This is a genomic window from Sphingomonas sanxanigenens DSM 19645 = NX02 (assembly GCF_000512205.2).
Classification (GTDB): Bacteria; Pseudomonadota; Alphaproteobacteria; order Sphingomonadales; family Sphingomonadaceae; genus Sphingomonas_D; species Sphingomonas_D sanxanigenens.
Genome location: NZ_CP006644.1, coordinates 4,253,608 through 4,274,010 on the forward strand (window position 1 = coordinate 4,253,608; position 20,403 = coordinate 4,274,010).

Genomic DNA, 20,403 nt, shown 5'->3' on the forward strand with positions numbered 1-20,403 from the left:
GGATTTCTCTCCGCCGCACCGGCACCTATGCCGGCGCTCCCGTGGCCGGGTTTGTCACCGCCCTACACAAGCTTGAGCCTTGGTACGACTGGGGCGTCATCGAGATTGAGAATTTGAACGCCCGCACCGAGGACGAACTCGTCTCCGGTCAGGTCCGATACTTCGACCTGCAGTGGCTCGGGTTGCACTTAAGCATCCAGTACGGACGCGCCCCGCGGCGCAGCCGGGCGGAGGTGCGCAATGGCATCTAATCCGCACCAGTTCGCTCCGGCAGGCACGCTCGTGATCGAGGTTCTCTGCGAGTTTCGCAACGGCCTGCGCATCTTTGATGCCGTCCCAGCCCGCTTCGACGTCATCAAGGTGGGAGAGCGCGACGCATGCCCACTGCTGCATGCGGGAGAGGTGGCGATCTACGACCCCAGCGACTGCATATTCGCTGAAGGCCTGATCGACGGTGCCATCTATGTGATGGAGCATCAGCGTCCCGTCGCCGGGATGTCGTGGGAGACCTTCCACCGCACCGGGTCGCAGCGCGTTGCGGTCGATCGGCGCCTTGTGTGCGCGCAACGATCGTCCAACGACCGAGACCTTTGGTTCGCACAGCCGCTTCGCCGACGTTTCGCCGGCGCTCTCCAAGGCATCGACCCGGCCCAACCTGAGAACCTGCTGCAAAGCAAGTTCGTCGGCCGCGTCGTGGGGCTGTTCCGCCCAAAGATGGAGGCCTGAACATGGCCGAGATTATGGAAGCATTGGCCGCCGCGCCGGTTGAAAGCCTGTGGTCAATCGAAGAAACCACCACGGATCTCAATCGCGCCTGGCTGCAGGGGGCGGACGCCTACGCGAACCGCGCACTGGAGGCCTTCGCCGCGGCGTATCTGACCGTTGATGTCGTGTTCGGTAAGTCCGGCGCTGGCTTGCGTTGCGGGGTCATCGCCGATGACGATGTCACCGAACGCGCGCGGCGGCTATCCCTGCTCGCCGATCGCCAGTTGAGCGACCCCGCCCGGCGTGCGGCGCTCATCGGAGTGCTGTGGGGGCGTGGCACCTTCACCGTCGATCATGGCTTCGCGTCCGTGGCGGAGGCGGCTGACATCGCGCTGCGACTCGGTGGCCGGCTGTTCGCGCTGCCGGGCGGCGCTGTCGAGTTCTCACTCGACCGCCCCTTCGTCGATCCGATCATGATCGACCAGCAGGAGGGGTGGCCACGCCGCACCTTCGCGCTTCGCTGGGGCTTCAGCTCCCGTCGCAACCCATCGTTCGAAGAGGACATGCGCGCACACATCGAGGTCAACGGCACCCGTTTGCCCAGCGGAGCTATTGTTCTCGACAGCCAGGAGCACAGCGCATGAACGCGCAAGCCCTCAACTACACGCCAAAAGCGATCGACGCGCTCACGCTGATGCAGCAGACCACCCCATACGCGTGGTCGGCCCAAGGGTTGGAGTACCTGACCTCAAAGCTGCGGCAGGCACAGACCTTCGTGCTGCCGGAATATGGTCAGTTGCTCGACCGCAACACCCCGCGCCCCGAAGTGCCGGGTTTGATGATGAAGCCGCCGTTCCCTGTCGTGGCGATCGAGTATCCGGCGCCGGCGGCGAGCGCACCGCGCCAAGATGAATGGACCGCAGCACCTTGCTCGAAGCGGATCGCGCTTGCCTGGGATCATCAGGATGACATGCCTGTCGGCGCGCCGTGGCAGGACCAGCGCGGGAAGCTCAGCGATGGCGTCGTCGTCGCTTCAGTCTGCTGGTACGACGCATATCAAGCATGGATGCCGGTCGGCGCAGCGATGCACATCCCATATGAAGGTGCGTGGCGCGACAGGAACGCCGAGATAATCACGTCGGCATTCTGGCGCGACCAAGTGGCGGCTGGGAGAATATCGCCTGCACAGCGCAAGGCGAAGGCCCTGACGGGCACGTTGATCCCGGTCATGCCCGAGGCGATGCAGCAACTGTTTGGTCAAATGGGCACTACCGCGGCTTTCGAGGTTTTTCAGGCTGACCTGATGGACGAGGTTAACGCCTATTTCGATATGGTCTATGCTTTGGCTTGTCGGAACGTTCGTGCCGTCGAGCGGCCAGCGCCAAAGTTCCTCAACCGTCAGCGCGCCCGTAAGGGCAAGCCGCTTCTGAAACCCTTTCATGTGCTGGAACTGGCCGGCGAGGTCATGTCTGGCGGCGGGGGCATTGGCAGCGACCGAAGCGGGCCGCGTGACCACATCCGACGCGGCCACATCCGTCGCCTCGCGGAGGGACGCATCACCTGGGTGAACCAGACGATGGTTCACGGCCGCGGCGGGAGCGTCGATAAGGTCTATTCGGTGAGGGCGGGCGCGTGACCGACAACATGCCCCGCTGCGGCAACTGCGCGCTTTGGGAGGCGCGCGGCGCGATCCGCGCTCGCATGGCTGAGCAACCGACCGGTCTAGGGCAGGCCTATCTCGGAACGTGCCAGCTCTATCCGCCGGAGATCGTCGTTCTGCGCAACCGTGACGGTGCGGAAGAGGTGGCATCGGTCTGGCCCGAAACCCACGCAGACCGCTGGTGCTTTGAGTGGACGGATCCGACTGACATTGGCCCTGATGGCGGCCAGCGCGAGCCGCAGGAACGCAGCAACGTCGTGCACGCACATTTCCGCCCCCGGCCCCGGAGCGCTGCCCTAGTTGCGCCCGATGGCGCGGTAGCAGCCATCTCGCAGGAGAAACGTCGATGATGGTGAAGACCGCGCAGAGGACATCGCCGGTTGCCCCCGTGGCAACGGGCCCCGCCATCGAAGCGCCCGCGCCGGCGGTGAAGTTTCCCGCTCCGAAGGGCATGCCGCCCTCGATCGAGATGCGTCATCCGAACGAGCTGGAGATCGATGACAGCTACCAGCGGTCGACCGACGTGCGATCGTCGCAGCGCCTGATCCGTAAGATTGCCGAGAACTGGGATTGGCGCATGTGTCAGCCCTTGGTGGTCTCCCGCCGGGAAGGCGGCTTCTATGTCATCGACGGCCAGCACCGCTTGGCTGCAGCGCAGATGCGTGGCGACATCCCGTTTCTGCCCTGCTGCATCTCGACCTATGCGTCGGTTGCCGATGAAGCGGCGATGTTCGTCGCGATGAACCGGACCCGCAAGGCGATCTGCAAGCTCGACGACTTCCACGCCGCCGCGGCCGGCGGCGATCCGGAGGCGGTCACGGTGCGGCGGCTGATCGAAGAGGCGGGCTTCACGGTCTCGCGCACGACCGGATCAACGTCGTGGGTGCCGGGCGCCATCGCCTTCACTGAGTCGATCAAGATGATCCTGCGCAAGCATGGCGAACGCGTTTGTGCCAACGCTCTGGGGTTGATGGCCGAGGCCTTCCCCGACGAAGTGCTGAACGCCGGCGCCTCGACCTTTCGGGCGCTGGTGAAGATCGATATCGCGCGGGAGGGGCTCGATCGCGACCGCCTGTTCCGCGCGCTGCTGACCGAGAACCAGCAAGGCTGGGCGGGCTATGTGTCCGGCATCAAGGGTGGCGGCGAAGATCGCGCGCTCGCCATGCGGCAAGCCTTCCTGATGGCCTATGACGAGCAGCCCGCATCATGAGCACGGCAGCCCGTCTCGCGCTTAGTGATCCGATCTACGGCCGCATCGCGAAGGCCGTGCCGCGCAGCGTCGACCCAATGCTTCGGGAAGACATCATGTCCGATATCTATCTCGGCATCCGCGAAGGTCGGCTTCACCCCCGCGACATCGCCACGATGGCCAAGGTCTATATCAGCGCTGGCTATGCCGCCTTTGCCAACCGGTGGGGCGCGGTCAGCATCGATGCCGTGATGCCAGGCACCGACGACCTGCGCCTCGTCGACATGATCGAGGATCCGCAGGCGCTCGAAGCCTTCGACCGGATTCAAATCAGCTCACGCGCGCATCCCCCAGCCGCGCGTGCGCACCCGGCGGGCACAGCCCCCGCCCGCCGGGTGCAACCCGTTCAGCAGTACCGAGAGCAAGTATGACCGACCAACCTCAACCCCTCGACCCGCTACTGCCGCTCGCGCGCGTCATGGACCTGACCGGACTCGGCCGCACAACGATCTATCGCCTGATCAAGGAAGGTTCGTTCCCCGCGCCGTTCAAGCCGGGCGGCGCTGCCAGCCGCTGGAGCGAGGCGGAGATCCGCGAGTGGCGTGCCCGGCTGGAAGAGGCGCGCAGCTCCGCCGCAGCCTAGCCTTCTGCAGTAGGAACCGTATGCTGCCGCTTCGATTCGGAGGTTGATGATGCATCAAGAAATGCAGCGAGAAATGGTTGTAAATGGCGGGCGCTTAAACGCCATGCTTGAATTTAGCAGGGAGCCCGGCACTCGCATCAGGGTTATCATCACTGCGGTTGATCAAATAGGGATCGCAATCGAAAGCCGATCCAGCGACTATCCAAGCGGCTTTTATACTTGGGCGGCCATCCATTCCATCACCGACTATCGCTAAGGCTTGGCTTGGTAGCTACTTGGTGAGGGGATGATGCATGTCAGATCATATTGAAGATGTGTGCGAAGAACGCGCTCGAAAGGGCGACGGCTCGTTCGCCATCGCTTTCGCAATTCTGCAACTGGCGAGAGCGCAAGAGCGCACCGCGACGGCGTTGACTCGGCTCGGCCTGAACGATGCCGCGACTGAGATGGGCGCACTAGAGAACATCGCGTATCAAATGAAGATCACCGGAGAGACTATCGCCGACGCACTCCAAGGGAAGCGATAGTTGCTACCGCCCTGGCCCGGTCGCTGCCCAGCGGATCGGCTGCCCGATATGGATCTCAGGCTCCCACATATCCCCGACCAGCAGATCGGCCCATTCCTGCGCCAGCTCGCGCCGGCGGGCCATATAGGCGGCGCGATTATACGCGCCCTCCGATCCGGACTTCTGATGGGGGATGTGCGCCAGCATCAGGTCGATGATGCCGCGATCGGGCGCCTCGCCCCGGCCTCCGCCGGCCCGCCATTCCCGATCAGCGCGCTCGTTCATGATCGTGCTGAACGCGGAGCGCCAGCCGTGGGGCACGTGGCGCTGATAATAGCCGGCGCGGATCAGCAGCGCGCGCAGCGTGTTCTCCGAGATCGGCCGATGCAGGTGCCGCTCGCTCGGAAACATCAATTGCAGGTCGCCGGTCAGCCGCCGCAGCACAAACAGCACGTCAACCGCCTGCCGCGATAGTGGCACGAGGTGGTCACCGTCGGTCTCTTCCTTCCGGTCCAGATCGCCCTTCATCCGCTGCGCCGAAATCGTCCACAGCGCCTTGTCGTGCGCCACGTCCGGCCGCGCCCAGTCGATGCCGGTGATCTCATCCCACCGGGCGTTGTTGAGTTCGTTCGAGCGAACCGCGGTCAACGCGAGGAAGCGCATGGCCAACTTCGTTTGCGCGCGGCACCGCTCCGCCTCGCAGTCGATCAGCAGTTGCCGCGTGACGCGCACCTGGTCGTCAAGCTCGCGGTACCGATCGATGATGGACGGCTGCGGCTTCGCCTTCGGCACCGGCCGGAGCGCCTTGCCGAGGCTCGCAGCCGGATCGGCGTCTGCAACGCCGGCTGCGATACCATAGACGAATATGGCAGATAGGCGCTGGCGCAGGCGGTGCGCCGTCTCGATCGCGCCACGCGCTTCGACCCGCTGCAGCACCTCAAGCAGGCGTGGCGCCCTGAGCGAGGTGATCGGAAGGTCGCCGATGGCAGGGAAGATGTCGGATTGCAGGCTGTCCAGCACATCCTTCGCGTGGATGCGGCTCCAGGTCGGCGCCTTGAAGGCGTGCCAGCGCCGGGCCACAGCCTCGAAGGTGTTCGCGTTCGCGGCGGCTTGCGCGCGGGCAGACACGCGCCGTTCTACGGCCGGATCCCTGCCGGCGCTCAGATGCTCCTTCGCATCATCGCGCGCCTTCCGCGCGGCAGCGAGCCCGACCGCTGGATAGGCGCCGAGCGCGAGCGTCTTCTGTGCGGGCTTGCCGCTGGCCGACTTCCCGTAGGTGTAGTTCATCCGCCAGAGCTTGCCGCCGGCCTTTGTCACCAGAAGGTAGAGCTGCTGAGAATCGCCAAGCTTGTAATCCCGGTCGGCCGGCTTTGCGGCCTTGATCTTCGCGTCGGTGAGCACGTCCAGCCTCATACCATGGATCGCGAGGGTCGACGCCATGCGATCTACCATGCCGGCCATGGGATGTTCGCGAACAGCCGCGAACGCCGGCCCCATCCATAAGGGCTGGAAAGCCGCAGATATCAAGGGTTGCGGGATGGTGGCGAATGGCCCCGGAGGGCGAGGTGGCGGAGCGGGAGGGATTCGAACCCTCGATACGGTTTTGCCGTATACTCACTTTCCAGGCGAGCGCCTTCGACCACTCGGCCACCGCTCCGCATTCGCTGGAAGGCGGCTCCCTATCGTGACGGAGGCGGGGGCGCAAGCGGGTTCGCGCGGCCCCCGCCCAGGCATCAACGCTCGCTGTCGAGATGCGCGAGCATCGCGGTGGGATAGCGGTCTCCGGCGGCTGCGTCGGCGGGCACCGCGGCGGCGATCGCGGCGAGATCGTCGGTGCCCAGCACCACCTTGAGCGCGCCCAGCGATTCGGTCAGCCGGTCGCGGCGGCGGGCGCCGACCAACGGCACGATGTCGTCGCCCTGCGCCGCCACCCATGCGATCGCCACCTGCGCGACGCTGACGCCGCGCGCTTCGGCGATGGTCCGCAGCGCCTCGACCAGCGCGAGGTTGTGATCGAGGTTGGCGCCCTGGAAGCGCGGCCCGGCCAGCCGCCAGTCCGGCCCCTTCGCCTGCTGGTCCTTCGACCAATGGCCGCTAATCAGGCCGCGCGAGAGCACGCCATAGGCGGTCATGCCGATGCCGAGTTCGCGCAATGTCGGCAGGATCTCCCGCTCGGGCCCGCGCGAGATCAGCGAATATTCGATCTGCAGGTCGACGATCGGATGCACCGCCGCCGCCCGCCGGATGGTCTCGGCACCCACTTCGGACAGGCCGATGTGGCGGACATAGCCGGCCTGCACCAGTTCGGCGATGGCGCCCACCGTCTCCTCGATCGGCACCGCCGGATCGAGCCGCGCCGGTCGATAGATATCGATATGGTCGGTGCCCAGCCGCTTGAGCGTATAGGCCAGCGCGGTCTTCAAAGCCGCGGGGCGCGCATCATAGCCGATCCACGCCCCGTCGGGCCCGCGTTGCGCACCGAACTTGACGCTGATCTGCAGCCGGTCCCGCGGCAAGGTGCGCAGCGCCTCGCCGATCAGCATCTCGTTGTGGCCCATGCCGTAAAAGTCGCCAGTGTCGAGCAGGGTGATGCCCGCCTCCACCGCAGCGGCCAAGGTCGCGAGGCTCTCGGCACGATCGGCATCGCCATAGAAGTCAGGCGACATGCCCATGCAGCCGAGGCCGAGCCGCGAAACCATGGGGCCGGTGTTGCCAAGTCGAAGCTGTTGCATCGTTCGTCTCCTGAAGGTCGATGGGGTAGCGGCGATATGCGCCTTGCCGGCCCGATCGATAATCCGCACAATCGCGAATGACACATCCGGAATATCGAACAATGGACTCACCCGACCTCGCTGATCTGGACCTGTTCGCGGCGGTGGCGCGCACACGCAGCTTCCGCGCCGCGGCGCAGGCGACGCGCGTCTCGCCCTCGCGCCTGTCCGAGCGGATCCGCGACCTGGAGGCGCGGGTGGGCGTGCGCCTGCTCAACCGCACCACCCGCAGCGTGAGCCCGACCGCTGCGGGCGCAGCGCTGCTGGAGACGCTGCAGCCGGCGCTGGAGGGCATCGCCGGCGCACTCGCGCGGATCAGCGAAGCGGCGGACGAGCCCGCCGGCCCGCTACGGCTGAACGTCCCCACCCCGATCGCCGAATTGGTGCTGGCGCCCCGCCTGCCCGCCTTCCTCGCCGCCTATCCCCGCATCGCGCTCGATCTGGTCATCGAGGAGGGGTTCGTCGACATCGTCGCCGCCGGGTTCGACGCTGGCGCGCGCTATGACGAGGCGGTCGCCAGGGATATGATCGCGGTGCCGATCGGCCCGCCACAGCGCTTCGCGCTGGTCGCGGCGCCGGCCCTGCTCGCGCGGGTCGGCACGCCGGGCCACCCCCGAGACCTGATCGACCTGCCCACGATCAACCACCGCTTCCTCAGCGGCCGAATCCCGGACTGGGAGTTCGAGCGCGGCGACGAGGTGCTGGCGATCCGCCCGCGCCGCGCCGTGCTGTGCGGCAGCGCGCCGGTGGAACTGGCCCTGGCGGAGGCGGGCGTCGGCCTGCTCGCCACCTTCGAGGAATGGGTGCGCCCCGCCATCGCCGCCGGCCGGCTCGTCAGCCTGTTCGAGGACTGGCTGCCGCCCTTCCCCGGCGCGCGGCTCTATTACAGTTCCCGCCGCCAGATGCCGCCGGCGCTGCGTGCCTTCGTCGATTTCATGCGCTGGCGGAGGTGAGCGCGGTGGCCGCCCGCGAAAAAAAGGGGCGCCGAAGCGCCCCTCCCATAATCGATCGGACCGGCGATCACATCGTGATGCGGGCACCGGCATACATGTAGCGCCCGACCGGGCTGATCGGATAGTCCGCCGAAGCGACCGACGGCTGCTGATCGAACAGGTTGTTCGCGCCGACATAGAAGCGGAAACGCTCATCCACATCATAGGCGACGTAGATGTCGTGCTGCCACTTCTCCTTGTAGCGGAAGTAGCGCGGATCGGAGAGGTCGGGATTGCCGCGCAGTTCCTCGATCGTGTAGCGCCGCGTCTTGCTGAACCAGCTCACGCCATAGTTCACCGTGAACGCGTTCATCGACCAGGTGATGTCACCCGTGGCGTTCCACTTCGGGAAGAAGCGTTCCTCGCGATCGATGTTGATATCCGCGCCCGGCGTGGCGATGAATTCCAGCCGATCGAGATAGCCGCCCACCAGCGCGATGTTGAAACGGCCGAGGCCCCCGGTGTTGAGGCTGTAGTTGAGCTTGAGATCGGCGCCCGCCGTGCGGAAATTGGCGACATTCTGCGGCTGCACGAAATAGCTCGAGATATAACCGGTGCCCGACGAGCGGGTGACGTTGGCGCAATAGATATTGTCGAGCGTCGGCTGATCGACGCACAGGCCGACCAGTTCCTCCGCGGTCGGCGTGCTGATCGCGTTGTCGAGCTTGATGTCGTACCAGTCGAACGAGGCGATGAGGCCGGGAATGAAGCTCGGCCGCACGACCACGCCCGCGGTCCAGGTCCGCGCGGTTTCCTCACGCAGGTTGCGGTTGCCGCCGGAGAAGCCGGGCAGGCTGACCGTCGCAGTCGGATCGCTCTCCGGGTTGAACGCGGAAATCTGCGCGGGCGTCAGGCCCGCTGCCTGCAGCGCCGCCTGGCAGTTCGCGACGCGATATTGCGTGCCGTCGTTGATGAACACGGGATCACAGGGATCGGAGATGAACGAGAAGCCGCCGTTGCGCGGTGCGAACAATTCGGTGACGTTGGGCGCGCGCACGGCTTCGGACCAGGTGCCGCGGAAGGTGATGTCACGGATCGGCGAATAGGTGCCGTCCACCTTCCATGTCGTCGTCTTGCCGACCGTCGAGTAATCGGAGAGGCGGATCGCGGCGCCGAACGTCAGGTTGTAGGCGAAGGGCAGTTCCTTCAGCACGGGCACCGAAAGCTCACCGAACACTTCCTTCACGTCGAAATCGCCGCTTTCGGGAAGCTGGACCGAAAAATCGAGCAACGCGCCCTGCTGGAGCAACTCGTCGGTGACGAAGCGGCTCTTTTCCTTGCGATATTCGGCGCCGAAGGCGAAGCCGACCGGGCCGCCGGGCAGTTCGAAGAACTGGCCGAAATCACCCGAGACCGAGCCGGACACGACATGCTGCTGCAGTCGGGCGCGGTTGACGATGTCCGCATTGATCCAGTCGAGCGCCGCCTGATCGCGCACGCCGTTGCCGAGCAGGTTGAGCGGACGGCAGCCGCTGTTCGCCCCCGGCGTGAAGGTGGTCGCCGGCGCATCGAAATTGTTCGGATCGATATTGTCGTCCGGGAACAGGTTCGAACGGCAGACGATGTTGCCGGTCGCCGGATCGGTGACCGCATCGAGCGCGGCATAATAGCGGTCGCCGATGCGATAATCGGTCAGCTTGACCTTCGACTTGGTCTGGCCGAACGTATAGCTGAGTTCGTAGCGGGCATGATCGGAGATCCGGCCCTCGAAGCCGCCGACGAAGCGCATCGTCTCGCGATCATTTTCCTCGCCGCGCACGCCGAGATCGTAATTGTCGCGCGAGAGCAACGCGCCGTCCGCGGTGGCGTCGACCCCGAACCGGTCCTGCAGATAGGGATTGTCCGGGTTCAGATAGGTGAAGAAATCGAACGAGGGCTGTGCCAGCGTAAACGTCTTCTGCCGCACATATTTGGCCTCGAAGAAGGCGGAGACGGCATCGCTGAAGTCATAATGCGACAGCAGGTTGACGTTGTGGACGCGGTTATAGGCCTGAAGGTCGCCCTGATAGCCCGCCAGCGGCGTGCTGTCGCCGCCCTGAGTCAGACCGCCCGAGGAGGGCAGCAGCCGGCCGCGATCATAGACCTTGCCCGAACCGGTGAAGTCCGGAATGCCGTCCAGATCGAGATCGACCGCGCCGTCGATCGAGCTGTCGGCATAGCGCAGATTGTTGGTCAGCACGCGATCCGGGCGGCCGGGATCGTCGGGAATGTCGTTGGGGTCGCGGACGAGTCCATAGCTGTAGAGCGGGTTGCCGGTGCGGCGGCGATCTGCCGATCCGAGGCGGTCCTGGTCGCGATATTCATAGGACAGCGCGACATTGCCGCGACCGTCGGCGAAGTTGCGGCCATAGGTGGCCGAACCGAAACGCTGCCCGGCATCACCGCGGCTCGAAAGGCCGATCTGGCCGCGCGCGGTGAACCCCTCGAAGTCCCGCTTCAGGCGGAAATTGACCACGCCCGACACGCCATCGGCGCCGTAGATCGCCGATGCGCCACCGGTGAGCACGTCGACGCTCTCGATCAGATCCGTGGGAATGGTGTTGATATCGACCGCGGCGGTGCCCGACACCGAAGACACGTGCCTGCGGCCATTGACCAACGTCAAGGTGCGGTTTTCGCCGAGCCCGCGCAGATCGAGCAGCGAAACGCCGACCGCGCCGAAATCACTCAGCGAACCGGAAGTACGCGCTCCGCTCAGCGAGTTGAGCAGCGCCGGGTTCTGCGCGAGCGTGTCGACGACCTGGACATTGCCCGACTGCTCGAGCGTTTCCGCGGTGATCGACACCACCGGATTGGCGAGATCATAATCGGTGCGCTGGATACGGCTGCCGGTAACGATGATCTCATCGCCCTCGTCGGCGGCCGGTGCGTTGCTGGCGGTATCCTGTGCGAAGGCGGGCATTGCCCAACTCAGGCTCAATGCGCTGGCGACGAGAAACGCCGTCTGCGAGCGTCGGTTATACATACTGTCCCCTTTTGGTACGCGGTTACGCCTACTGACAATTTCGCAAAGGGAACGGCGTGCGCGAGGCTTGTCAACGCGATCGGCCGCGAATTGGGTTGCGTTGCACAATGCACTTTCGGGGTGTCGCAAAAATGCCACAAAAATTGAGACAAGCCGTTGGCTGGACGCGATATTACGTTTGTAGCACGTTCGCGCAGACACAACTGCCGCAAGGAGATGCACCATGCGCCGCCGCTTATTCTTCGCACTGCTTGCGCTGCTTGCCAGCGGCCAGACTCATCCGCCGCAGCCCCCCTCACCGGGGCAGATCGCCGACGCCGCGCCAGCAAGCGACTGGCGGGAGATCGCGCCAGACGATCTGGTGGTGATGACCCTGGCAGGCGGGCAGCGCATCGTCATCCAGCTCGCGCCGCGCTTCGCCCCTGCGCATGTCGGCAATGTCCGCGCGCTGGCGCGGGCGCATTGGTGGGACGGGCTCGCGATCTATCGCGTGCAGGACAATTATGTCGTGCAATGGGGCGATCCGCCGCCCGATCCGGATTCCGAAGGCACCAAGAAGCTGCCCGCCGGGGTACCCGCGCGGCTGGCGGCGGAATATGATCTGCCGGCGGCGGGGCTTCCGTTCCGGCCGCTGGGCGCCGGCGATGCCTATGCCGAGACCGGCCATGTCGAAGGCTGGCCCGCGGCGCGCAAGGACGGCAAGGCGTGGCTGGTGCATTGCTATGCGATGGTCGGCGCGGGGCGCGGCTATGCGCCCGACACCGGCTCGGGCGCGGAGCTCTATGCGGTGATCGGCCATGCGCCGCGCCACCTCGACCGCAACATCGCGCTGGTCGGGCGGGTTGTGGAAGGCATCGAGCATATGTCCGCGCTGCCGCGGGGGACCGGGGCGCTGAGCTTCTACACCGATCCCAGGCAGTTCACCGGCATCGCGACGGTGCGGCTGGCGAGCGAATTGCCCGCCGGCGATAGGCCGCGGTTCGAATATCTGGCGACGGAAAGCGCGACGTTCGGCGCCTATGTGAAGGCGCGCCAGAACCGGGAGCCGCCATTTTTCGAGAAGCCGGCTGGGGGTGCGGATGTGTGCAATGTCGGGGTGCCGGTAAGGCGCGTGAAAGGCTGAGGGCGTAAGCCCTCGCCCCTACGGGGAGAGGGAAAGGTCCGCGTAGCGGACCAGGGAGAGGGGCAGTCGCGCCAAGCGTAAAGGTCTGACGGGTTCGCTCTGAGCGAGGCCGAACAAGCAGGAGTGCTGAGCCCTCCGGGCCTTTACGCTGCGCGCGACGGCCCATCACCCCAACCCTCTTCCCCAAGGGGAGAGGGAGTTTCTACGCCGCCTTGGCGGCCGCGTTCCGGTACCACATGCCGCTGGTCGAGATCGGCAGCGCGGTCGCGCACCAGGCGCATTCGGCGGTGTGGCGGCCGACGTGCCAATGGCTATTGCCGCAATCGGGGCAGCTCGTCGCGTTGCCCGGGCGGTAGGTGATGGCGGCGCCGGGGAGGGCCGATCCAGACGTTCGCGCGTAGACGATGTTGCTGCTGCCGATCATGCCGATGCTCCTGTCGATCTGTCCCTCAAGCCGGACTCGCCCTCCCCCCGCGTCACGGCGTCAGTGAGGAGACGATGTCGATGATGCTCTGCCGCAGTGAGCCGGTCTGTGCCGCACGACACATGGATACGAAAACAGCGGCGCTGAACCCAGCGCCGCCGTCCTCAATCCCGACGATCGATGGCTGGAGCGCCTGTCCTCAGGCCGCGAGCTTGCGCAACACGTACTGCAGGATGCCGCCGTTGATGAAATATTCGAGCTCGTTGACGGTATCGATCCGGCACCGGGTCTTGAACGTCTCGACGGTGCCGTCCGCACGGCGCAGGACGACTTCGACCTCCTGGCGCGGGCGCAGGCCGCCGACGTCGGCGATGCTGAAGGTTTCCGAACCGTCGAGCTTCAGCGTCTTGCGGTCGATTCCATCTGCAAACTGCAGCGGCAGCACGCCCATGCCGACCAGGTTCGAGCGGTGGATGCGCTCGAAGCTTTCGGCGATCACGGCGCGGACGCCCAGCAGGTTGGTACCCTTGGCCGCCCAGTCACGGCTGGAGCCGGTGCCATATTCCTTGCCGGCGATCACGACGAGCGGGGTGCCATCGGCCTTGTAGCGGACGGCGGCATCGTAGATCGGCATCACCTCGCCGGTGGGAACATATTTGGTTACGCCGCCTTCGGTGCCCGGCGCCACCTCGTTGCGGATGCGGATGTTGGCGAAGGTGCCGCGCATCATGACTTCATGGTTGCCGCGGCGCGCGCCATAGCTGTTGAAGTCCGCCTTCGTGACCTGGTGCGACTGCAGGTAGAGGCCCGCCGGGCTGTCCGCCTTGATCGAGCCCGCCGGCGAGATGTGGTCGGTGGTGATCGAGTCCGCGAAGATCGCAAGCGGCCGCGCATCGACGATGTCGGTCACCGGCGCCGGCGTCATCGACATCCCCTCGAAATAGGGCGGGTTGGCGACATAGGTGCTGCCCGCGCGCCACGTATAGGTATCCGATCCCTCGACGTCGATCGCCCGCCAGCGATCATCGCCGGCGAAGACATGCGCATAGCGCGACGAGAACATCTCGCGGTCGATGTTCGCATCCATCACCGCGCGGACCTCCTCGTTCGACGGCCAGATGTCCTTGAGGAACACGTCGCTGCCGTCCGTGGCCTGGCCGATCGGGGTGGTCACGAAATCCTCGGTGACGGTGCCCTTCAGCGCATAGGCGACGACGAGCGGCGGCGAGGCGAGGAAGTTGGCGCGCACGTCCGGCGAGACGCGGCCCTCGAAGTTGCGGTTGCCCGACAGCACCGAGGCGGCGACGATGTCGTTGCCGTTGATCGCCTTCGAGATCGGCTCGGCGAGCGGACCCGAATTGCCGATGCAGGTGGTGCAGCCATAGCCGACAAGGTTGAAGCCGATCGCGTCGAGATCCGCGCTCAGCCCCGACTTGTCGAGATAGTCGGTGACGACCTGCGATCCCGGCGCGAGGCTGGTCTTGACCCACGGCTTCGGCTTGAGGCCCAGCGCGTTCGCCTTGCGGGCGACGAGGCCGGCGGCGACCAGCACCGAGGGGTTGGAAGTGTTGGTGCAGCTGGTGATCGCGGCGATGACGACGTCGCCGTCGCCGATGTCATGGTCCCGCCCGTCGACCGCGACGCGCTTCGCCGTGTCATGCTTGTAGACCTTGACGAGGTCGCCGTTGAAGACATCGTCGACCTCGCTGAGGACGACCTTGTCCTGCGGGCGCTTCGGGCCGGCGAGCGAGGGCTCGACGGTGCCCATGTCCAGCTCGAGCGTGTCGGTGAACACGGGATCCGGGCTGTCGGCATAGCGCCACATGCCCTGCGCCTTGGCATAGGCCTCGGTCAGCGCGATCTGGCCCTCGTCGCGGCCGGTGAGGCGCATATAGTCGAGCGTCTTCTCGTCGATGCCGAAGAAGCCGCAGGTCGCGCCATATTCCGGCGCCATGTTGCCGATCGTCGCGCGGTCCGCCAGCGTCATGCCGTCGAGGCCGGGCCCGAAGAATTCGACGAAGCGGCCGACCACGCCCTTTGCACGCAGCATCTGGGTGACGGTCAGCACGAGATCGGTGGCAGTGATGCCTTCCCTGAGCGCGCCGGTTAGCTTGAAGCCGACCACCTCGGGAATGAGCATCGAGACCGGCTGGCCGAGCATCGCCGCTTCCGCCTCGATGCCGCCCACGCCCCAGCCCAGCACGCCGAGACCGTTGACCATCGTGGTATGGCTGTCGGTGCCGACGCAGGTATCGGGATAGGCGATCGCGGTGCCGTCTTCGGCGGTCGAGATCCAAACCGCCTGCGCGATATGCTCCAGGTTCACCTGGTGGCAGATGCCGGTGCCCGGCGGCACCACCTTGAAATTGTCGAGCGCCTTCGATCCCCATTTGAGGAATTCGTACCGCTCGGCATTGCGCTGATATTCCAGCGCGACATTGTCCTCGAACGCCCGGGGGGTACCGAATTCGTCGACCATGACGCTGTGATCGATCACCAGATGGACGGGAACCAGCGGGTTGATCTTCTGCGCATCGCCGCCGAGATTGTTCATCGCGTCGCGCATCGCCGCCAGATCGACCACGCACGGCACGCCGGTGAAATCCTGCATCAGCACCCGCGCCGGGCGATACTGGATCTCGCGTTCCGACACGCGGTCCTTCTGCCAGTCGACGATCGCCTGGATGTCCTCGACGGTCACGGTCACGCCGTCCTCGAAGCGCAGGAGATTCTCGAGGAGCACCTTCATCGAGAAGGGCAGCCGGCTGACGTCGCCGAGCTTGTCCGCCGCCTTGGTCAGCGAATAATAATCGACGGTCTTGCCACCCGCTTCAAGCGTCGAGCGTGTTCCCAGAGTATCCTGGCCAATGGCGGTCATAATCGTCCTTCCCGTATGGCGCTGAACCAGGATGGCTCGGCGCCAGTTCCCGCGGGGCGGAGATGTCTCATCCGGCCGCCGCGGATGTTGCGGATGTGAGATCCGCGGCCGCATTAGCAAGGTGTTGCCCGCTCGAAAAGCGGCTGGAAAGTGAGAACGACTCGCACCTCGCCGCTGCCGTGCAGCACGCGACGATGCGGTGCAGCAAAGCGCGGATTCGCAGCGCGTGCCGATAGCCGGCGGCGGCGCGCGCTCCTTACGTACCGGATATTTTCTCCGCCGCTTGCATCCGGCGTGCCATCGTGACCGTATAAACGATATAACATCACGACAGAGAGGATCGGGCATGCAACGCTGGATTGCTTCTGGTGGGCTTGCGCTGGCCGCGTCGGTGGCAACGCTGGCCCTTGCGATGAGCGAGCGATCGACGACGCCGACCGAGCCTGCGCCCGTCGATGCGCGCGTCGGCCCCAAACTCGCCCGCTTCGCCTCGGCGCGCGCATTCGCCGCCTATATCAACGCCAGCCTCGCGCGAACCGCTGAGCAGGAGGATGGCAAGATGTTCCAGTCCGTCCCCTCCCCGTCCGCGCCATCGGTGATGGCGGAGCCCGCGGCGGACGCCGCCGCCACCGGCGCGGAGGCGGCCGCCAATCCGGAGATCACCAACAACCAGATGGTCGGCGTCGACGAGGGCGGCATCGTCAAGCAGATCGGGCGGCATCTGGTGGTGCTGCAGGACGGCCGCCTGTTCAGCATCGATCTGGGCGACCGCGCCGGCGCGCCGATGCGCCTCGCCGACCGCATCGACGTCTATCGCAGCCCCGAAACCGCGGCGAGCTGGTATGACGAGATGCTGGTGCTGGAGGACCGCATCCTCGTCACCGCCTATAATTATCGCGAGCAGGCGAGCGAGATCACCGTGCTGCGGCTGGATCCCACGACCGGACGGATGCGGCGCGAGGGCCGTTTCCTGATGAATTCCAACGATTATTACAGCACCGAAAACTATGCGACGCGGCTCGTGGGGGACACGCTGGTGGTCTACACGCCGCACCAGTTGCTCGCCGGCGGCACGCAGTTCGCGTGGCCGCGGCTGCGCCGGGCCGATGGCGATGGCGAGGCCGATGGCGGCAAGGCGCTGATCGGCCCCACCGACGTCTACGCCCCGCCGGGCGAAGTCGATTATCCGGTGCTCCACACGATTTCCTTCTGCCCGCTGAAGGCCAGCCTCGATTGCCGGACGACCGCGTTCATCGGCCCCGCCATGCGCGAATTCTATGTCTCGCCGACCGACGCCTTCCTGTGGATCGGCGCGCCCGATGGGCTGCCCTGGGCGATCGACTATCGCAACCGGCGGCGGCAGGCGTGCGGCGCCGGCGAATCCTGGCGCAGCGCCAGCAGCAACCCCGCCCTGCTCTATCGCCTGCCGCTTGACGGCGGCACGATCGGGGCGCTCGCGGTAGAGGGCGTACCGGCGGACCAGTTCGCGTTCGACAGCCGCGACGGCCGCTTCCGCGCCTTGCTCGCGTCGGCGGGTGCCGGCTGCGCGCCCAACGGTACCGCCGATCCGCTCGCGCTGCTCGATGTACCGCTGACCGCGTTCGGCACCAGCATCCGCCACACCACCGATCGCGCCTATACGCGGCTGCCCGGCATCGAGGGCGGCATGCTCGAGAACCGCTTCCTCGGCGGCTGGCTGCTCTATGGCGGGCGGACGGGCTGGAGCGGCATGGAGGACAGCGGACGACGCCCATCCCCCTCATCCCTGTTCGCGGTGCCGCTGCGCCAGCCCGATCGGGTCACCCGTCTCAGCCTGCCGCACAACGCCGTCCGCATCGAACGCGCCGGCAACGACGCGGTGGTGACCGGCTATCGCGATGCCGGCGGGCTTTCGCTTTCCTATCTCCGCCTCGATCGCGACGCGGCGACGCTCGCCGCGACGACGCAACTGCCCGGCCGCGTGGAAAGCGAAGGACGAAGCCACGCGTTCAACGCGTGGGTGCGGCCGGACGGCAGCGGCGTTCTCGGCATCCCGACCAGCAGCAATCAAGGGCGCGCGGATCGCGGCTGGTCCGAAAGCCGCGATTCGGATCTGAGCTTCGTCGCGATCGGCACCGACAAGCGGCTGAGCCCGGCGGGCGAACTCAGCATCGCCGGGCGCAAGCCCGAGGCGGGCTATCGCTGCGAAATCTCCTGCATCGACTGGTATGGCAATGCGCGGCCGATCTTCACTGGCGGCCGCATCTTCGCGCTGATGGGCACCGAATTGGTCGAGGGCCGGATGGCGGGCGGCCGCATCGCCCCCGTCCAGCGCGTCGATCTTACCGGTCGCGCCGGCTCGGGATCCGGCGCTCGACCGGCGGCGGCGCGCTGACCGCCGCCGCGGTGGCGGATGCGCCGGCGGGTTTCAGCCAGCGATCGTACCAGGCGATGTTGCTGCGCATGCGGTGGACGAGGTAGCTCGGCACCGTCAGCCCGTGATTTTCGCCGGGATAGACGATCAGCCGCGCCGGCACGCCGCGCGCCTTGAGCGCCAGATACATCTGCTGGGCGCCGACGCAGGGGACATTGTCGTCCGCCTCCGCGCATTCGAACTGGGTGGGCGTGCGGATCCGCTCGGGATGGCGAAACGGATAGGCGATCCGCTCCCACGTCTCGGGCGTCTCCCAAGGCGCGCCGAGTTCGAGGAGATATTCGCGGGCATACATGTCGACGCCGAAGGTCGACTGTGCGTTGGACACGCCCGCGCCATAGACCGCCGCCTTGATGCGCGGATCGCTGGCGATCATGTAGCCGGTCAATATGCCGCCATAGCTCCAGCCGCCCGCGGCGATGCGATCGGGATCGGCGATGCCCGCCTCGATCGCATGGGTGATGCCGGCGCTGATATCCTTCGCGTCGAGATTGCCCCAATCGGCATAGATCGCGCGGGCATAGTCGAAGCCGCGGCCCGATGAGCCGCGCGGATTGACCTTGAGCACCGCATAGCCCGCCGCCGCATAGAGCTGCGCGTCGAGATCGAATTCATGGCCGTGCTGGTAGACCGGGCCGCCATGGAGGTCGGCGATCAACGGGTAGCGCTTCGCCGGATCATGGTCCGGCGGCAGCACCAGCAGGCCGTGGATCTCGGCATCGCCGCTCCTGAACGCGACCTCGCGCACCTCCCCCAGCCGCCGCTTCGCCGCCCAGTCGTTGTGATGCGTCAGCGCGCGCATCCCGCCGACCGCATAGAGTTCGGCGGGCGTGCGATCGTCGCTGTCGAGCAGCGCGATGCCGCCCTTGCCGGAAACCGCGAACTCATAGCCGGTGCGCTCGCCGCGGTTGAGCCAGGTCGTCGCGCCGCTGAGCGGATCGATCCTGGCCAGCCAGATCGTGCGATCCTGCTCGACCAGCGCGACGACGCTGCCGTCCGGCGCCCATTGCGGCGCGTAATACCATTGGTCGGTGCGCGACGGCCGCGTCACCGCGCCGGTCGCCACATCGGCGACGGCAAGCTGGTGCGGCGCATAATAGATCCACTTGTCCTCGGCGCCCTCCAGCCAGACGAGCCGCTTCGAATCCGCCGACCAGGCCGGGCCCGAGCCCCAGGCGGGATCGCCATCGGCGCCCGGCGACGTGCTGAGCTTGCGCGGCGGCGCCCCGCCTTGGGGCGGCTGGACATAGATCTCGTAATTGAGATCGGCGTCGGTCGCGCCGACATCCTTGGCGGTATAGGCGATCAGGCTGCCGTCGGGCGACCAGGCGGGATGCCAATGGTCACGCCCGGCGGCGGTGAGTTGCGTCGCCTTGCCGGTCGCGAGGTCGACGATGAAGAGCTGGCGGGTGCGATCGTCGATATAGCCGCGCCCATCCTCCTTGAAGAAGAAGCGCTCGGTTTCGATCGGCGGCGGCACCTTCGCCTTCGAGCCGACATTGCGCCCGACCTCGGCAACGACCACCGCGCGGCGGCCATCGGGCGCCAGCGCATAGTCGCTGATCCCGCCCGGCAGATCGGTCACCCGGCGCGGCTTGCCGCCTGCCGCCGGCATCCGCCAGAGCTGCGTGTTCTCATCCTCCTCTTCTTTCTCATCGTCGGGATCGGCGCGCGGTGCGGGCTTGGCGCCGGCATCGCCGAGGAAGAACAAGGTCGCGCCGTCCGCCGCATAACGCGGCTTCCATTCGCTGGAATCGGTGCGGGTGAGCTGCTTCGGCGCACCGCCGGCGAAGGGCACCGTCCAGATGTCGGTGCTGGCGGTGTCACGCTCGGTGTCCTTCACCGCGAGGCTGTAGGCGACGGTCGCGCCATCGGGCGAGAAGCTCGGCTCCGCCACGGTCCGCAGGCGGGCGATGTCGTCGAGCGATACGGCGGTCGGCGCGGGCGCCTCCTCCCCCGCGGCGGTCAGCGTGGCGAGCAGCAACAGCGCGGCGATGCGACGATCCATGCCGATTTCCCCCCTGGTCGATGGCCATTGGTGCAGGGGCGCGGAGAGACAGTCAACGCAGGGCGGTGGTGACGATGCCCGCCAAGGCTCCGAATTCTATGGCCGCAGACGATCGGGCTGGCCGGG

The 20,403-nt window shown here is 66.4% G+C and carries 19 protein-coding genes and 1 tRNA gene; 13 read left to right on the forward strand and 7 right to left on the reverse strand.

What is annotated here, in order from left to right; all coding sequences use genetic code 11:
* Positions 1–41: 41 nt before the first annotated feature.
* The 10 genes from NX02_RS19295 to NX02_RS19340 are packed head-to-tail and all read left to right on the forward strand — an operon-like array spanning position 42 to position 4,724.
* On the forward strand, positions 42–251 hold the full coding sequence (locus tag NX02_RS19295) for a hypothetical protein (RefSeq protein ID WP_025293830.1): 210 nt from the start codon (positions 42–44) through the stop codon (positions 249–251).
* Positions 241–726, forward strand: a complete 486-nt coding sequence (locus NX02_RS19300) for a hypothetical protein (RefSeq protein WP_158014102.1) — start codon at positions 241–243, stop codon at positions 724–726. Before NX02_RS19295 ends, NX02_RS19300 begins: the two co-directional genes overlap by 11 nt.
* A gap of 2 nt (positions 727–728) precedes the next feature.
* Positions 729–1,349, forward strand: a complete 621-nt coding sequence (locus NX02_RS19305; RefSeq protein ID WP_025293832.1) for a hypothetical protein — start codon at positions 729–731, stop codon at positions 1,347–1,349.
* Positions 1,346–2,341 carry a hypothetical protein gene (locus NX02_RS33665; RefSeq protein ID WP_025293833.1) on the forward strand — a complete coding sequence of 332 codons (996 nt, stop codon included), beginning with the start codon at positions 1,346–1,348 and terminating at the stop codon, positions 2,339–2,341. The genes NX02_RS19305 and NX02_RS33665 overlap by 4 nt, the downstream gene beginning before the upstream one ends.
* Positions 2,338–2,715, forward strand: coding sequence for a hypothetical protein (locus tag NX02_RS32625; protein ID WP_158014103.1), 378 nt, complete (start codon positions 2,338–2,340; stop codon positions 2,713–2,715). The genes NX02_RS33665 and NX02_RS32625 overlap by 4 nt, the downstream gene beginning before the upstream one ends.
* Entirely contained in the window at positions 2,712–3,575 is an 864-nt protein-coding gene (locus tag NX02_RS19320; protein WP_025293834.1) for a DUF6551 family protein, read from the forward strand. Before NX02_RS32625 ends, NX02_RS19320 begins: the two co-directional genes overlap by 4 nt.
* Positions 3,572–3,985 carry a hypothetical protein gene (locus NX02_RS19325; protein WP_025293835.1) on the forward strand — a complete coding sequence of 138 codons (414 nt, stop codon included), beginning with the start codon at positions 3,572–3,574 and terminating at the stop codon, positions 3,983–3,985. The genes NX02_RS19320 and NX02_RS19325 overlap by 4 nt, the downstream gene beginning before the upstream one ends.
* Positions 3,982–4,197: a helix-turn-helix transcriptional regulator gene (locus NX02_RS19330; RefSeq protein ID WP_025293836.1), complete on the forward strand. Its 216-nt coding sequence runs from the start codon at positions 3,982–3,984 to the stop codon at positions 4,195–4,197. Before NX02_RS19325 ends, NX02_RS19330 begins: the two co-directional genes overlap by 4 nt.
* Positions 4,198–4,243: 46 nt before the next feature.
* The gene (locus tag NX02_RS19335) at positions 4,244–4,453 is read left to right on the forward strand and encodes a hypothetical protein (protein WP_025293837.1); all 210 of its coding nucleotides are present in this window, start codon (positions 4,244–4,246) and stop codon (positions 4,451–4,453) included.
* 37 nt (positions 4,454–4,490) lie between these two features.
* On the forward strand, positions 4,491–4,724 hold the full coding sequence (locus tag NX02_RS19340) for a hypothetical protein (RefSeq protein WP_025293838.1): 234 nt from the start codon (positions 4,491–4,493) through the stop codon (positions 4,722–4,724).
* A gap of 3 nt (positions 4,725–4,727) precedes the next feature.
* Here the strand turns inward: NX02_RS19340 and NX02_RS19345 are convergent, their stop codons facing one another.
* The 3 genes from NX02_RS19345 to NX02_RS19355 form a co-directional block, all read right to left on the reverse strand.
* Positions 4,728–6,143 (reverse strand): tyrosine-type recombinase/integrase, encoded by a 1,416-nt coding sequence (locus NX02_RS19345; protein WP_047100128.1) that lies wholly within the window; start codon positions 6,141–6,143, stop codon positions 4,728–4,730.
* Positions 6,144–6,269: 126 nt separating this feature from the next.
* Positions 6,270–6,360 (reverse strand) — tRNA-Ser (locus NX02_RS19350).
* A gap of 76 nt (positions 6,361–6,436) precedes the next feature.
* Complete coding sequence (locus NX02_RS19355) at positions 6,437–7,435, reverse strand: aldo/keto reductase (protein ID WP_025293840.1); 999 nt, start codon at positions 7,433–7,435, stop codon at positions 6,437–6,439.
* Between the two features lie 101 nt (positions 7,436–7,536).
* Here NX02_RS19355 and NX02_RS19360 point away from each other — a divergent pair, with 101 nt between their 5' ends.
* Positions 7,537–8,427, forward strand: a complete 891-nt coding sequence (locus NX02_RS19360) for a LysR family transcriptional regulator (RefSeq protein ID WP_025293841.1) — start codon at positions 7,537–7,539, stop codon at positions 8,425–8,427.
* Between the two features lie 67 nt (positions 8,428–8,494).
* Here the strand turns inward: NX02_RS19360 and NX02_RS19365 are convergent, their stop codons facing one another.
* On the reverse strand, positions 8,495–11,431 hold the full coding sequence (locus NX02_RS19365; protein ID WP_025293842.1) for a TonB-dependent receptor plug domain-containing protein: 2,937 nt from the start codon (positions 11,429–11,431) through the stop codon (positions 8,495–8,497).
* A 223-nt stretch (positions 11,432–11,654) separates the two neighbouring features.
* Here NX02_RS19365 and NX02_RS19370 point away from each other — a divergent pair, with 223 nt between their 5' ends.
* Positions 11,655–12,554: a peptidylprolyl isomerase gene (locus NX02_RS19370; protein WP_025293843.1), complete on the forward strand. Its 900-nt coding sequence runs from the start codon at positions 11,655–11,657 to the stop codon at positions 12,552–12,554.
* A gap of 202 nt (positions 12,555–12,756) precedes the next feature.
* Here NX02_RS19370 and NX02_RS19375 read toward each other — a convergent pair whose 3' ends face one another.
* Both NX02_RS19375 and acnA read right to left on the reverse strand, forming a co-directional pair.
* Complete coding sequence (locus tag NX02_RS19375) at positions 12,757–12,978, reverse strand: hypothetical protein (protein WP_025293844.1); 222 nt, start codon at positions 12,976–12,978, stop codon at positions 12,757–12,759.
* A 199-nt stretch (positions 12,979–13,177) separates the two neighbouring features.
* The gene (gene acnA / locus NX02_RS19380) at positions 13,178–15,856 is read right to left on the reverse strand and encodes an aconitate hydratase AcnA (protein ID WP_025293845.1); all 2,679 of its coding nucleotides are present in this window, start codon (positions 15,854–15,856) and stop codon (positions 13,178–13,180) included.
* Positions 15,857–16,202: 346 nt separating this feature from the next.
* Between acnA and NX02_RS19385 the strand changes: the two genes are divergently transcribed.
* Entirely contained in the window at positions 16,203–18,230 is a 2,028-nt protein-coding gene (locus NX02_RS19385; RefSeq protein ID WP_025293846.1) for a beta-propeller domain-containing protein, read from the forward strand.
* Here NX02_RS19385 and NX02_RS19390 read toward each other — a convergent pair.
* Positions 18,178–20,277: a S9 family peptidase gene (locus NX02_RS19390; protein WP_025293847.1), complete on the reverse strand. Its 2,100-nt coding sequence runs from the start codon at positions 20,275–20,277 to the stop codon at positions 18,178–18,180. The two genes, NX02_RS19385 and NX02_RS19390, sit on opposite strands and share 53 nt — an antisense overlap.
* Positions 20,278–20,403 lie beyond the last annotated feature (126 nt).